Below are 12,638 nucleotides of genomic sequence, written 5' to 3'. Positions count from 1 at the left end.
TAAATCCATGATAGTTTGCCCTAATTGCAATCACCCTAATCCAGATGGGGCTGTTCAATGTGAAGCTTGCTACAGCCCGTTGCCAGCTACAGCTAAATGTCCTAATTGTGGAGCAACAGTACAGTCAGATGCAGCATTCTGCGGTCAGTGCGGTTATAACCTACATTTTCACGCCGCTGCGACAGCAGCAACCACAGTCGCGCCAAGTGCTGCTGCTAATATCCCTGTACAAGTACCGCCGGTTGCTCCTGATCCAATCATGGAACTATTAAAGCCCGATGCCTTGGGAATTGCGAATACCGCCAACCCTCCTGTTAGTGTTAATATACCGCCCATAGCACCCCCACCTGTAGCTGTAGTTCAGGAACAAGCCGTTTATGTTCCCCCCATAGCACCAAAACCAGAAGTTTATATTCCCCCTGTACTGACACCCCCACCCGTAGCTGTAGTTCAGGAACAAGCTGTTTATATTCCTGCTGTACCTGCACCTGTAGCACCAGAACCGGAAGTATATATTCCCGCTGTACTTACCCCACCACCGGCACCTGTAGCACCAGAACCGGAAGTATATATTCCTCCTGTACTTACCCCACCACCGGCACCCGTAGCACCAGAACCGGAAGTATATATTCCTCCTGTACTTACCCCACCACCGGCACCTGTAGCACCAGAACCGGAGGCTTATATTCCCCCTGCTTATGTACCCCAGATAGATCCGCTGACAATTCCTGAAGTAGCCCCAGCCGCACCACCTGCCAAGGTGTCCAACACCCAATTACAACAGGTAGTGGCGCGGTTATTTCATGTTCAAGCTAACCAAGAAATAGAATTACCACAAAATCTCTCGGTTATTCATATTGGTAAGCCTAATGACCGCATTCCTCCAGATATTGATGTTTCAGGATTCGCAAATTCTGAGATTGTTTCCCGGATTCACGCAGATATTCGGATTGAGGGAGATGCTTGTTATATAGAAGATGCTGGTAGTTCCAATGGTACTTACATCAACAATTTACCTCTATTACCAGGAAATAGACATCGCCTCCGTCCCGGCGATCGCATTAGCTTAGGTAAGGGCGATTTAGTGACTTTCTTGTTTCAACTCTCTTAGGAACAGGTAATAGGTAATAGGTAATAAGTAATGGGTAATGGGTAATGGGTAATGGGTAATGAATATCTCTCTGCTCCCTGTCCCACTGCTATCATCACAATAGCTTATTAACTCTAGTTGCTAGTTATCCAATAAACTAGATAATTAGCAACTTGGGTAAAAACATGATTAATGATACAGAGTATATCAGGAAGGCTGAAGCGAATCGCGTCGAAATTCTCAGCGAAGCATTACCTTACATCCAACAATTCGCTGGTCGCACCGTTGTAGTTAAATATGGTGGCGCAGCAATGAAGGATAGCAACCTCAAAGATAAAGTAATTCGGGATGTTGTCTTTTTATCTTGCGTCGGCTTGCGGCCAATTTTAGTTCATGGTGGTGGTCCAGAAATTAATAGTTGGTTAGGTAAATTAGGAATTGAAGCACAATTTAAAAATGGTTTGCGTGTTACCGATGCACCAACCATGGATGTAGTGGAAATGGTGTTAGTTGGGCGTGTAAATAAAGAAATTGTCGCGCTAATTAACCAGGCTGGAGGTATGGCCGTAGGACTTTGTGGTAAAGATGGTAACTTAATTACGGCTCGTCCTCAAGGTGATGAAGGAATTGGTTTTGTTGGGGAAGTTAGCAGTGTCAATATCAAAATTTTAGAAACACTTTCTAGTAATGGCTATATTCCCGTAGTTTCCAGTGTTGCTGCTGATGAAACGGGACAGGCTTATAATATTAATGCTGATACCGTAGCGGGGGAAATAGCCGCAGCTTTGGGAGCAGAAAAATTAATTTTGCTCACCGATACCAGAGGAATTTTAAAAGATTATCATGACCCTTCTACCTTGATTCCGAAAATAGATATTCGGGAAGCGCGACAATTAATTGCTGATGGTATAGTTAGTGGGGGGATGATTCCTAAAGTGAATTGTTGTGTGCGATCTCTAGCTCAAGGGGTGAAAGCTTCACATATCATTGATGGTCGTATTCCTCATGCTTTACTGTTAGAAGTATTTACAGATGTGGGGATTGGGACAATGATTCTTGGTTCTCAGTTGAGACAATAATCAGGATTAATAGTTCTGGTGAATAAAATTCACGGCTACACAAACAAATTCCGCCTCCGCAGACTGCATAAAAACCAGAGATTTCTCACCCACGCAGGTGGGTTTTGTTTGTGTAGATGCGGTTTTTAACCGCCGATTTAACTAATAACTAATAACTAATGACTGAATAACTAATGACTACAGAAAGTTTAGAACTCGCTAGATCTCGTTACCAAATGGGGACAATTGCTTTTGAAAATGGTCAATATCGGGAAGCTGTAGAAAATTTAGAAAAAGCCAGCGCCCTATTAGGAAAAAATACCCGTTTTGCTGGAGAAGTAGAAATTTGGTTGGTGAATGCTTATGAAGCTGCGGGACGTTCAGAAGCAGCAATAAATCTTTGTCAACAACTTGTAGGTCATCCCCATTATGAAATTCGTCAACAAGCAAAGCGCCTAGTCTATATTTTAAAAGCACCCAAACTTAATCGTCCTCAAGAATGGATGACAGAAATTCCTGACTTTGGTATAGTTTCTGATCACAAATCGAAAATAGTTGTCAATTCCCAACCTAAAAAATCTCAATCTCAACCCAAATCTGTAGAACCAGAATATATTGATCTTAGCACGGTCAATACTAAAGATAATCGCTTTGTTTGGGTAGCTTTAATTGCTGTTTCTTTAACAATTTCCTATTTAGTTTGGTTAAGTTTTTAGCAAATAAGGAGAAACTACAATGAATGTATTCACTTTCATTAAGATAAAATCCGGATTTTTTTCAATTAGTAAAATTGGCAAAATTACCAAAATAAAACCTATTGTATTGATGGTAATACTTTCTTCATTGCTCCTATCTGGTTGTGTAAAATATGATTTAGGAGTAAATTTTAATAGCACAAATAATGGGGAATTAATACAGCATATTCAGTTAGCGGAAAAACTCACCATTTTTAGTGGTGATTATCTATCAGAATGGTTAAAAACTTTAGAAAATCAAGCGCGAACCTTAGGAGGTTCAACACAGAGAATTTCACCAGCAGAAATTATTGTTAAAATTCCCTTTACTAGTGCGAAGGAATTACAAGAAAAATTTACTGTATTTTTCAAAAATCGCAGTTCTCAAGATAGCAATAATTCAGAAATATCAGATATTACCTCAAGTTTGGTAGCAGAAGATAGGAATTTTTTCCTATTTTCTAGAAATCATCTAGTTTATGATTTAGATTTGCGTTCTTTGGCCATGCTTACCACAAAGAATAATAATTCAATTGTCAATTTAGATTTTAGTTTACAGACACCTTGGGGAACAAAAAACATTGACAATAATGAAAATGCTATTAAACCAGAAAAGCATGGTAATCAATTGATATGGACACTTAAACCAGGTGCTATCAATCATATAGAGGTGGTGTTTTGGTTACCTAATTTCCTGGGAATTGGAACTTTGTTAATTATTGGATTTGTGTGGTTGGGGTTCTATTTGAGATATACGTTATTACCAAGTCCGAGTATTCAGTTAACGGTGAAAGAGTTGTAAAATATTGGCATCAGGATGTAATTACTTCCTGAAAATGTAAAATGTTGGGTTTTATCAACCCAACCTACAGAATTTAGTAGAATTAAAATAGCGATTGTACTATTGCAAATCAAGGAAAAATTTTATAGATTTCGCTACAATGTGCAACTCTTTGACATAAAATAGTTTGAGTTTCTTGATCAAGAGTTAAACCAATTCTATAATCTCCTGCTCTAATTTTATATTTATCTTTGTCACCTTTCATTTTTCCAAGATAGCCTAACTCAAAAAGATTTTCTATTTCTAATTCAGTAAAAACAATTGCTTCTATCCCAGATTAAATCTCTTTAGGTAAAGATGCTAATTCTTTTAACAATTTCTTTGTATATTCAACTTTCTACATTGTTATTTTTAAGTAATTCTCAATATTTTAAAGCTTCATTTTTAGATAAAACTTCATCAGTTTCTACTTCTTCCATCAGTTTTGCTAATCCATAATTTTCTAAAATTTCCTCTATTTGTTGAAATTCAGTAATAGGAATTTGGACAGCAATTGGTTTTTGATTTTGATCTAAAACATAATTCTTATTGATTTGTAGCATTAATTTAACTCCTAAATCATTAGGTAGATTATAGCATATTGTCTGATAGCGTAGCGTGGCGCAAGCCATATCAGGATATCCAGGATTTTAGGATTTACAGGATTGTAAAAATTGTGTTCCTTCGATATATTCAGCCCAGGCTATATCAGCTTGATCAAATGCTGCTTTTGCTTGTTTGGTAATACAGCGTTTTCCGCTCTGATGAGGTACAAAGTTGAATCATGAAACTCTTGTGGTGCGGGCATCTTGCCCGCTAAATATGTGCCTAATAACACCGGGAAGTGCTGTATGTCAAGTAGTTAAAACTGCAATGACATGACCTTAATAACAATAAGATATGTAAATTTTTGATAAAACTTTTATAAAGTTTTTATGACCGTGTATTTTTATGATAGTTTAAATTAAACAACAAAAACTTGAGTATCTCAACAAATGAGTGATAAGTATAAAAACAGAGAAGAATTGTATCTTGAAAGACTTATACTTCGTCAAGAAGGAGAAGAAATACTTCAAGACGTAAAACAAGTTCTCACAAAAACCGCTACCATAAATAACCCTCGTCAACAGTTTAACAACTGGTTAAAATCCAAGGAAGGTCAAGCATGGAAACAAAAGGAATTTAAAAAGCGTAATGGTATATGTGCTTATTGTGGAGAAAAAATGAGAGAACAAGATATAGATGTACATCATGTTCAACCCATATCACAATATGGACATTCTGCAAACACTATAAGCAACTACAGATTACTTCATCCGAGTTGTAATAGCAAAATTCAAACACAAGTTGTTGATCTTCTATTTTAATTATCAGGAGTTTTTATCATGGATGTATCCCAATTATTAGACAAAGCAAACGAAGAGATTAAGCAGTTAACAGGAAGACTACGTGCTCAGAAAGGAGTCAATACAAAATTAAAAAATGTCATTACTGATTTACATGAAAAATTAGCAGCCATAACAAATCAGTATGAACAAATGTTAAAAAACTCTGATAGAATGATTAGAAATTATGCAGAAGAAAATGAAAAGTTGAAAAGAGAAATTGAACAGTTGCGTTCTCAAATCCGTCAAGTTTCTTGAGTAAAAATGACAAACTCATGTTAAAACTCACAGACAACATTACAAGAAAACACCTAAAAAACTGGGGTTGGACAGATTATCTGATTAAAGAAATTTGTCAAAAACTACAGTTTTCAAATATGGATGGACTAAAAAGCTTCAGAGTGAGTGATATTAAGGAGTCTATTTTAGAAAAAATAGATAGTCCCAGAATTACCGATGCTACTCAAAAGCGTTTACTTTTTGTCTTAGATAAGATTGAAGGTAACGATAATCTTATAGAAGCTGATTTTCTTGGTAAACTAAGTTTTGAAGAAAGAATAAGTTTTCTAAGAAGTCAAAGAGAAAAACTACGTACAGAAGGAGACGAAATTCTTAAAGATGTCAAAAAACTGCTTAGGAAAACTGAGAAAATAATTAACTAAAAATAAACAGCTTTTTCCTGATCTGAGTAGATAAATTTTCCCAAATGAGGTAAATATTTATAAATAAAAACATAAATATTCTGCGTATCTATTTACCTCATTAAGTTTATGTATCATTTGAACGTTATAAATATCCTCTTCTGGATCATTGCACTCTGTAAATCCTGTTTCTGCTAATTTCATAAACTCTCTTATTTCCAAAGCCTTCCTAATTTCTGCAATTAATTCATTAATTTCTTCTACCGTAAATTGGAGAATTATGGCTTTAATTTCCTCTTGTTGAGTATTCATCAATTACAATTCCTTTTTGTCATAAAATACAACTAAATGAGTAAATCATCTAATAATAATCTACCCTCAATCGGTTCATATTTATCTTCTAATAACCATAATTTGGCTGTTTGATAATCATTACTAAAAAATATCACTTCCTAATTTTTAGCAGAATCATAAACTTGACATTTACCTTGTTCATCTGCTAATAATAAAAGTATATAAGGTGGCGTTAACATTGGATCAATCCACACCTCTGTAAATTGCCAATTATTCTGTACTTGGTTTTGTTCTAGGGATAACGTGATATTTGTCGTCTTCATTGATTTTTATTTCTCCATAATAAAAGTTAATCTGTGTGCTATCGGGACTAATTCTATAACCAATTACTTCACTAAAATATAAACCATATCTTTCATATTGTCTTATTTTACCTACAGCAGTTTCCGATATTATGAAGTACAGATATTAATGATAAAAATCTTGTGGTGCGGGCATCTTGCCCGCTAAAAGCCTACCTCATTAGGATGAAATCTGCTGTATATATTCTCCTCTTTCTATAATAGCCTGAGTAACTGATTCTAAGATTTGAGCATTTATAAAAATATGTACTGCAAGTCCTTTCTTTAAAAGTCGCTGCATTTAGGAAGTATTTTGTAAATGCTTGGCTATATGTTTTGTATCTAATTCTATAGGATAATTAATACCTGTCATTGTGTTTGATGTTAATATCCTCTCCCAAAGCTAATCGCAAGTTTAACGGAAAAATCTTCAGGAGCATCAATAGAAATCTTTCTTAATTTAGACATTATACTGGGCTTTTTAACTGGCTTTTCTGCACTACTTAATTGTTCAATTAATCCATAAACTTGATTAAGTTCTTCTTGAGTTAAACCTTCTAATTTCTCTTGAATTATTTGTTTTGTCACCATAGTAACTTACCTAATGTAAACTTTACTTCTTAAATTATAACCTACAAACTGTCTATTTCTGACAAATTCGTTTACCAGTAACTCCTGTAACAATTCCCTTACAATAAAATAAAGAAAACAAGACATAGCAGGAGAAAGGCTAAATCATGTTAGCAGAATACCAACAACACACCCAAGAACGCGCCCAACTCAGTATTCCCCCCTTACCATTAGACGCAGTACAAACTTCAGAATTATGTGAATTACTGAAAAATCCCGCCCCAGGTACGGAAGAGTTATTATTACATTTATTACGCGATCGCATTCCCCCCGGAGTAGATCAAGCAGCTTATGTAAAAGCCGGATTTCTTACTGCTATTGCTAAAGGAGAAATTACCAGTCCCTTAGTCTCTGCTATCCAAGCAGTAGAATTACTGGGAACAATGGTAGGCGGTTATAACGTTCAATCCTTAATTGATTTACTCTCTTCCCCGGTAGCAGAAACCGCAGCAATAGCATTGAGCAAAATCCTGTTAGTTTATGATGCGTTTCATGATGTATTAGAACTATCAAAAACCAACAAATACGCTAAAAAAGTGGTAGACTCCTGGTCCGCAGCGGAATGGTTTACCACTCGTCCCACATTACCAGCATCTATCACCGTCACGGTTTTCAAAGTTCCCGGAGAAACTAACACTGACGACTTATCACCAGCAACCCACGCTACAACCCGTCCAGATATTCCTTTACACGCCTTAGCAATGTTAGAAACCCGACAACCGGGAAGTTTAGAAACCATTGCAGACTTAAAGAAAAAAGGACATCCTGTGGCCTATGTCGGTGACGTGGTGGGTACAGGTTCATCTCGTAAATCTGCAATCAATTCTGTATTATGGCATTTAGGTAATGATATCCCCTTTGTACCAAATAAACGGGCTGGAGGCTATATTTTGGGTAGTGCGATCGCACCTATCTTTTTTAACACCGCCGAAGATGCGGGAGCTTTACCCATACAATGCGATGTTACAAAAATGGCAACTGGTGACGTAATTACCATCTACCCCTACAAAGGTGAAGTTACCAACGCCGCAGGAGAAGTAATTTCCACCTTCAGCCTCAAACCTGACACCATTTTAGACGAAGTTCGCGCAGGTGGCCGCATTCCCCTATTAATTGGCCGTACCCTCACCGACAAAACCCGTCAAGCCTTGGGTTTAGCACCCAGCGATTTATTTATCCGTCCTCAAGCACCAACCGACACCGGAAAAGGCTACACATTGGCGCAGAAAATGGTCGGTAAAGCCTCTGGTTTACCAGGAGTACGTCCGGGGACATCATGCGAACCAATCATGACCACAGTGGGTTCTCAGGACACTACAGGACCAATGACCAGAGACGAATTAAAAGAACTGGCTTGTTTAGGTTTCAGTGCAGATTTAGTCATGCAAAGTTTTTGTCACACAGCCGCTTATCCCAAACCGGTAGATATCAAAACCCATCAAGAACTACCAGACTTCATTTCCTCTCGTGGTGGCGTGGCTTTGCGTCCCGGTGATGGTATCATTCACTCCTGGTTAAACCGGATGTTATTACCCGACACCGTGGGAACAGGAGGAGACTCCCATACCCGCTTTCCCTTGGGTATATCCTTTCCTGCAGGTTCTGGTTTAGTGGCCTTTGCCGGTGCATTGGGTGTAATGCCCTTAGATATGCCAGAATCGGTATTAGTCCGTTTTAAAGGAGAATTGCAACCAGGAATTACCTTGAGAGATATTGTTAACGCCATTCCTTATGTAGCTATGCAGAAAGGATTATTAACAGTGGAAAAACAGAACAAGAAAAATGTTTTTTCCGGGCGAATTTTGGAAATTGAAGGATTACCAAATTTGAAAGTAGAACAAGCATTTGAATTAACAGATGCTTCCGCCGAACGTTCTTGTGCAGGTTGTACAATTAAGTTAAGTGAAGAGACAATAGCGGAATATTTGCGTTCCAATATTGCTCTGTTAAAAAATATGGTAGCACGGGGTTATAGTGATGCCAGAACTATCCTGCGGCGCGTGGCAAAAATGGAGGAATGGTTAGCCAATCCTGTATTATTATCTGCTGATGCAGATGCCGAATATGCAGCAGTAATTGAGATTGATTTAAACGAAATCAAAGAACCAATTGTAGCGGCACCGAATGACCCTGATAATGTTAAGTTATTATCAGAAGTTGCGAATGATCCAGTACAGGAAGTTTTCGTAGGTTCTTGTATGACAAATATCGGACATTATCGAGCAACAGCCAAGGTTTTAGAAGGAGCAGGAGCGGTAAAAGCGCGGTTATGGATTGCACCTCCGACAAGAATGGATGAACATCAATTAAAACTAGAAAAAGTGTATGATGTTTTTGTAAGTGCGAATGCGAGAACGGAGATTCCAGGATGCAGTTTATGTATGGGAAATCAGGCAAGAGTTGATGATAATACAACGGTGTTTTCTACCTCAACTCGTAACTTTAATAATCGCATGGGAAAAGGCGCTCAAGTGTATTTAGGTTCAGCGGAATTGGCTGCGGTTTGTGCGTTGTTGGGGCGTATTCCTACAGTTAAGGAATATATGGAGATTGTGGGGGAGAAAATTAATCCTTTTGCTGATAATTTGTATCGTTATTTGAATTTTGATCAAATTGTTGGTTTTGAGGATGAGGGGAGAGTGATTAGTAAGGAGGAACAGGCGGCTTTGGTATAATTTAGGTGAGGGTGGGTTCTTTGTGGACTCACCTGAAATGTTATAATAGTTTATTATTGGGGTAAACAATGCCAGCAAAAGATATCTACCATGATGGATTTAAAAACGCTTTACTCAAGGATGGTTGGCAGATTATTCGTGATCCTTATACCATTAGATATGAAGGATTAAAACTATTTGCTGATCTTGCCGGAAAAAAGTTGTTTTCTGCACAAAAAGAAGATACTAATATTGTAGTGGAAATTAAAAGTTTCTTGAGTCTGTCCCTAATTCATGAGTTTCAATGTGCTTTAGGACAATATATTTTATACCGTACACTGCTAAGACAATTACATCCTGATTATCGTGTTTACTTAGCAATCGAACAAGAGGCTTATGAAACTTTTTTTCAAACAAAAGGGATTCAACTTGTCATAGAGGAATATAAAATTTTACTGATTGTAATTAATATTGTTCAGGAGGAAATTGTCCAATGGATAAATTAAATAATTATCGTGCAATTGTCAAAAAAATATTAACAGAATATGATCAAATAGCTAGTCAAACTCCTAATATTTCTGGAGTTGATACAGTCTTATCTTTTGATGATGAAAGAGATCAGTATTTATGGTTTGATGTAGGTTGGAATGAAAGAAAACGAGTGAAGGCAATTACTGTTTATGTGAGAATTAAAAATGAAAAGATTTACATTGAGGAAGATTGGACCCAGGAAGGTATTGCAACGGAGTTATTAAGGGAAGCTGTACCGAAAGAGGATATTGTTTTAGCTTTTCATGATCCTGAAACTCGTAAGTTTACAGAGTTTGCTATTGCTTAATAGAGAAAAACTTTGTTAGTATGATTTAGGTTAAGGTGGGTCTGGATGGACTCACCTTAATGTTATAATTTATGTTATGATTAATATTTTATGTGGAAAAGTCAGTTTAAGAAAGCAATATAATCTTTAGAAAGATCGTGTTTCTGTATATTTAGCCGATGTCAAAAAAATGTTACTATAATATCAATGAACTTAAACTAAGGAGGAAAATGGCAAAGGATATCTACCATTTCTTATTTTTTACAATACGAAGATGCCCAACTTTACGCTGATCTACTTGCTGAAAAAACGTTATTAGCTGAACAAAATGATCGTACCATTGTTGTGGAAATAAAAAGTTTTATTAATCCTTCTCTGATGAGGGATTTTGAATTGGCATTAGGACAATATATTGTATATCGTGATATTTTAGATTTATCTGAAAAACATTATGCCATTTATTTAGCTGTTAAAGACACTGTATTTGAGAGCTTTTTTCAAAGAAAATCAGTTAAAGCTATTGTTAAACGTCATCAGGTAGAGTTTATTGTTTTTAATAACGAACAGGAGGAAATTGTATCATGGATAAGCTCACAAGATATGGAGAAATAATCAAAAAAATCTTAACAGAATATTATCAAATTGTTGAAAAAGCTCCTGATTTTCACCCGGAAAATTGTCTAATTTTTGATGACAATAATCATCATTATTTTTGGCGTAGTATTGATTGGGTTAACAAAAAAAGAGTTAATAATACTCATATTTATGTTCGCATTAAAAATGAAAAGATTTACATTGAGGAAGATTGGACCCAGGAGGGAATAGCAACGGAGTTATTAAGGGAAGGTGTACCAAAAGAGGATATTGTTTTAGCTTTTCATGATCCAGAAACTCGGAAGTTTACAGAGTTTGCTATTGCTTAATACTTTCTCTTGATCCTAAATTTAATCTATAGGAAAACAAAAATGAACTTTTACACAGTTGTTCTCAAACAAAGTTCTGATTTTTGGGTGGGTTTGTGTTTAGAAAATGGTATTGTTGGACAGGGAGATACTCAAGAAGATGCAGTTAATAAATTAAAGGACGCAATAGCATCTTTTGAAGATGTTTATGAATCAGAAGATAATATTTATAAATCTCCTATTTCTATAGATGAATTACATGAATTTTTGTTAGTTGAGGAAAAAGAAAAACAATCAGAAATCTATGAATTGAGGAAGGTTTATGCCTAAAAATATACCTTCTTTAAAACCCAAAGAATTAATTAAATTATTAGAAAAAGCAGGTTGTACTTTTCATAGAGAGGGAAAAGGTGATCATTTTACAGGTTGATTTTCACATTTTCACAGGTCTGATTTTTACACTTTTACAAATTTTATTTTCACATTTTCACAGGCTAGAAGCCTGTGCCACTTAATTAGATATAATTCTATGAATTTGGATATACTCTAAATATTAATCATGAACAACATCATACTAACACTATGGAAATAGAACAATCTAAACTTTTATCAGTGGAAACTAATCCACAACTAGACATCAAAAAGAGATGTTTACCCCATTGGGAATTAGCGGGATCTGTTTATTTTATAACTTTTAAAACTTGGGATAAGTTGGAATTAAATAATGAAGCAATGCAAACAGTTTTAAACTGTTGTTTGTTTTTTGATGCTAGTCAAAATAAAAATCAAATTAGATATCGTACTTTTGCTTTAGTAATTATGCCAGATCATCTTCATTGGTTAATGCAGCCTTTACCTAAATCAGAAAATGAATGTTGGTCTTTAAGCAGTATTATACATAGTATTAAAAGTTATAGTTCTAAGCAAATTCCCAAAGTTATGAAGCATATTGGCATTGTGTGGCAAGATGAAAGATATGATCGGATAATGAGAAATCATCAAGAGTTTGTGAATACTTGGAATTATATTAGGGAAAATCCTGTTAAAGCTAATTTAGTGGAAACTCCTGAAGATTATTCTTTTTTATGGGAAGAATTTTAGTTAAAATAATTGTGAATTGTGGAACAGGCATCCTGCCTGTTATCTTATGAAAGTAATTAACACTAATCATTTGATAGAGTTAATTTTAAAAATTTTACAGGTTGATTTTGGAATTTTCACAGTTTGATTTTAACAGTTTCACAGGCTAGAAGCCTGTGCCACTATCTATAT

General features: G+C 35.8%; 19 protein-coding genes. 15 read left to right on the top strand and 4 right to left on the bottom strand.

What is annotated here, in order from left to right; translation table 11 throughout:
- Positions 1-7 precede the first annotated feature (7 nt).
- The 4 genes from H6F39_RS11755 to H6F39_RS11740 all read left to right on the top strand — a co-directional run bounded on the left by H6F39_RS11755 (position 8) and on the right by H6F39_RS11740 (position 3,684).
- Positions 8-1,111: an FHA domain-containing protein gene (locus H6F39_RS11755; protein WP_137908897.1), complete on the top strand. Its 1,104-nt coding sequence runs from the start codon at positions 8-10 to the stop codon at positions 1,109-1,111.
- Between the two features lie 164 nt (positions 1,112-1,275).
- A complete protein-coding gene (gene argB, locus H6F39_RS11750; RefSeq protein WP_028090507.1) occupies positions 1,276-2,169 on the top strand; it encodes an acetylglutamate kinase in 894 nt (297 codons plus the stop codon).
- A gap of 173 nt (positions 2,170-2,342) precedes the next feature.
- Positions 2,343-2,864, top strand: coding sequence for a tetratricopeptide repeat protein (locus tag H6F39_RS11745; protein ID WP_137908898.1), 522 nt, complete (start codon positions 2,343-2,345; stop codon positions 2,862-2,864).
- A gap of 19 nt (positions 2,865-2,883) precedes the next feature.
- Positions 2,884-3,684 carry a DUF3153 domain-containing protein gene (locus H6F39_RS11740; RefSeq protein WP_137908899.1) on the top strand — a complete coding sequence of 267 codons (801 nt, stop codon included), beginning with the start codon at positions 2,884-2,886 and terminating at the stop codon, positions 3,682-3,684.
- 401 nt (positions 3,685-4,085) lie between these two features.
- On the opposite strand, the gene H6F39_RS11735 is transcribed toward H6F39_RS11740, so the two are convergent.
- The gene (locus H6F39_RS11735; RefSeq protein WP_236097163.1) at positions 4,086-4,334 is read right to left on the bottom strand and encodes a hypothetical protein; all 249 of its coding nucleotides are present in this window, start codon (positions 4,332-4,334) and stop codon (positions 4,086-4,088) included.
- A 393-nt stretch (positions 4,335-4,727) separates the two neighbouring features.
- On the opposite strand from H6F39_RS11735, the gene H6F39_RS11730 reads away from it, so the two are divergent.
- From H6F39_RS11730 to H6F39_RS11720, 3 genes are read left to right on the top strand one after another with little or no spacing between them, the layout of a single operon-like run.
- Positions 4,728-5,069 carry an HNH endonuclease gene (locus H6F39_RS11730; protein WP_190396757.1) on the top strand — a complete coding sequence of 114 codons (342 nt, stop codon included), beginning with the start codon at positions 4,728-4,730 and terminating at the stop codon, positions 5,067-5,069.
- Positions 5,070-5,087: 18 nt separating this feature from the next.
- A complete protein-coding gene (locus tag H6F39_RS11725; protein WP_190396756.1) occupies positions 5,088-5,345 on the top strand; it encodes a hypothetical protein in 258 nt (85 codons plus the stop codon).
- Positions 5,346-5,362: 17 nt separating this feature from the next.
- The gene (locus H6F39_RS11720) at positions 5,363-5,749 is read left to right on the top strand and encodes a hypothetical protein (protein WP_190396755.1); all 387 of its coding nucleotides are present in this window, start codon (positions 5,363-5,365) and stop codon (positions 5,747-5,749) included.
- Positions 5,750-5,806: 57 nt separating this feature from the next.
- On the opposite strand, the gene H6F39_RS11715 is transcribed toward H6F39_RS11720, so the two are convergent.
- From H6F39_RS11715 to H6F39_RS11705, 3 genes are all read right to left on the bottom strand, one after another.
- Positions 5,807-6,040: a hypothetical protein gene (locus tag H6F39_RS11715; RefSeq protein ID WP_190396754.1), complete on the bottom strand. Its 234-nt coding sequence runs from the start codon at positions 6,038-6,040 to the stop codon at positions 5,807-5,809.
- A 140-nt stretch (positions 6,041-6,180) separates the two neighbouring features.
- Positions 6,181-6,345: a hypothetical protein gene (locus H6F39_RS21165; RefSeq protein ID WP_370539383.1), complete on the bottom strand. Its 165-nt coding sequence runs from the start codon at positions 6,343-6,345 to the stop codon at positions 6,181-6,183.
- Between the two features lie 402 nt (positions 6,346-6,747).
- Positions 6,748-6,954, bottom strand: coding sequence for a hypothetical protein (locus H6F39_RS11705; protein WP_190396753.1), 207 nt, complete (start codon positions 6,952-6,954; stop codon positions 6,748-6,750).
- A gap of 146 nt (positions 6,955-7,100) precedes the next feature.
- On the opposite strand from H6F39_RS11705, the gene acnB reads away from it, so the two are divergent.
- The 8 genes from acnB (at position 7,101) to H6F39_RS11665 (ending at position 12,467) form a co-directional block, all read left to right on the top strand.
- Complete coding sequence (acnB, locus tag H6F39_RS11700; protein WP_190396752.1) at positions 7,101-9,668, top strand: bifunctional aconitate hydratase 2/2-methylisocitrate dehydratase; 2,568 nt, start codon at positions 7,101-7,103, stop codon at positions 9,666-9,668.
- Between the two features lie 68 nt (positions 9,669-9,736).
- Positions 9,737-10,153, top strand: a complete 417-nt coding sequence (locus tag H6F39_RS11695) for an element excision factor XisH family protein (RefSeq protein ID WP_137908907.1) — start codon at positions 9,737-9,739, stop codon at positions 10,151-10,153.
- Entirely contained in the window at positions 10,141-10,485 is a 345-nt protein-coding gene (locus H6F39_RS11690) for a XisI protein (protein WP_137908908.1), read from the top strand. The genes H6F39_RS11695 and H6F39_RS11690 overlap by 13 nt, the downstream gene beginning before the upstream one ends.
- 219 nt (positions 10,486-10,704) lie before the next feature.
- Positions 10,705-11,076 carry an element excision factor XisH family protein gene (locus tag H6F39_RS11685; protein WP_137908909.1) on the top strand — a complete coding sequence of 124 codons (372 nt, stop codon included), beginning with the start codon at positions 10,705-10,707 and terminating at the stop codon, positions 11,074-11,076.
- The gene (locus H6F39_RS11680; RefSeq protein WP_137908910.1) at positions 11,046-11,387 is read left to right on the top strand and encodes a XisI protein; all 342 of its coding nucleotides are present in this window, start codon (positions 11,046-11,048) and stop codon (positions 11,385-11,387) included. The genes H6F39_RS11685 and H6F39_RS11680 overlap by 31 nt, the downstream gene beginning before the upstream one ends.
- A 42-nt stretch (positions 11,388-11,429) precedes the next feature.
- Positions 11,430-11,696 carry a type II toxin-antitoxin system HicB family antitoxin gene (locus H6F39_RS11675; protein WP_137908911.1) on the top strand — a complete coding sequence of 89 codons (267 nt, stop codon included), beginning with the start codon at positions 11,430-11,432 and terminating at the stop codon, positions 11,694-11,696.
- On the top strand, positions 11,689-11,796 hold the full coding sequence (locus tag H6F39_RS11670; RefSeq protein WP_199290914.1) for a type II toxin-antitoxin system HicA family toxin: 108 nt from the start codon (positions 11,689-11,691) through the stop codon (positions 11,794-11,796). Before H6F39_RS11675 ends, H6F39_RS11670 begins: the two co-directional genes overlap by 8 nt.
- Before the next feature lie 152 nt (positions 11,797-11,948).
- Positions 11,949-12,467, top strand: coding sequence for a transposase (locus H6F39_RS11665; protein WP_137908912.1), 519 nt, complete (start codon positions 11,949-11,951; stop codon positions 12,465-12,467).
- Positions 12,468-12,638: the final 171 nt, after the last annotated feature.

The sequence above is a fragment of the Dolichospermum sp. FACHB-1250 genome (assembly GCF_014696335.1).
Classification (GTDB): Bacteria; Cyanobacteriota; Cyanobacteriia; order Cyanobacteriales; family Nostocaceae; genus Dolichospermum; species Dolichospermum planctonicum.
Note: the sequence above shows the minus strand (reverse complement) of the source record. Positions and strands in the feature narration are given on the sequence as shown.

Bases quoted from the DNA above. Each gene is read 5' to 3' on its own strand.
- H6F39_RS11755 (WP_137908897.1), top strand. From the start codon at position 8: ATGATAGTTTGCCCTAATTGCAATCACCCTAATCCAGATGGGGCTGTT.
- argB (WP_028090507.1), top strand. From the start codon at position 1,276: ATGATTAATGATACAGAGTATATCAGGAAGGCTGAAGCGAATCGCGTC.
- H6F39_RS11745 (WP_137908898.1), top strand. From the start codon at position 2,343: ATGACTACAGAAAGTTTAGAACTCGCTAGATCTCGTTACCAAATGGGG.
- H6F39_RS11740 (WP_137908899.1), top strand. From the start codon at position 2,884: ATGAATGTATTCACTTTCATTAAGATAAAATCCGGATTTTTTTCAATT.
- H6F39_RS11735 (WP_236097163.1), bottom strand. From the start codon at position 4,334: ATGGCTTGCGCCACGCTACGCTATCAGACAATATGCTATAATCTACCT.
- H6F39_RS11725 (WP_190396756.1), top strand. From the start codon at position 5,088: ATGGATGTATCCCAATTATTAGACAAAGCAAACGAAGAGATTAAGCAG.
- H6F39_RS11720 (WP_190396755.1), top strand. From the start codon at position 5,363: ATGTTAAAACTCACAGACAACATTACAAGAAAACACCTAAAAAACTGG.
- H6F39_RS11715 (WP_190396754.1), bottom strand. From the start codon at position 6,040: ATGAATACTCAACAAGAGGAAATTAAAGCCATAATTCTCCAATTTACG.
- H6F39_RS21165 (WP_370539383.1), bottom strand. From the start codon at position 6,345: ATGAAGACGACAAATATCACGTTATCCCTAGAACAAAACCAAGTACAG.
- H6F39_RS11705 (WP_190396753.1), bottom strand. From the start codon at position 6,954: ATGGTGACAAAACAAATAATTCAAGAGAAATTAGAAGGTTTAACTCAA.
- acnB (WP_190396752.1), top strand. From the start codon at position 7,101: ATGTTAGCAGAATACCAACAACACACCCAAGAACGCGCCCAACTCAGT.
- H6F39_RS11695 (WP_137908907.1), top strand. From the start codon at position 9,737: ATGCCAGCAAAAGATATCTACCATGATGGATTTAAAAACGCTTTACTC.
- H6F39_RS11690 (WP_137908908.1), top strand. From the start codon at position 10,141: ATGGATAAATTAAATAATTATCGTGCAATTGTCAAAAAAATATTAACA.
- H6F39_RS11680 (WP_137908910.1), top strand. From the start codon at position 11,046: ATGGATAAGCTCACAAGATATGGAGAAATAATCAAAAAAATCTTAACA.
- H6F39_RS11675 (WP_137908911.1), top strand. From the start codon at position 11,430: ATGAACTTTTACACAGTTGTTCTCAAACAAAGTTCTGATTTTTGGGTG.
- H6F39_RS11670 (WP_199290914.1), top strand. From the start codon at position 11,689: ATGCCTAAAAATATACCTTCTTTAAAACCCAAAGAATTAATTAAATTA.
- H6F39_RS11665 (WP_137908912.1), top strand. From the start codon at position 11,949: ATGGAAATAGAACAATCTAAACTTTTATCAGTGGAAACTAATCCACAA.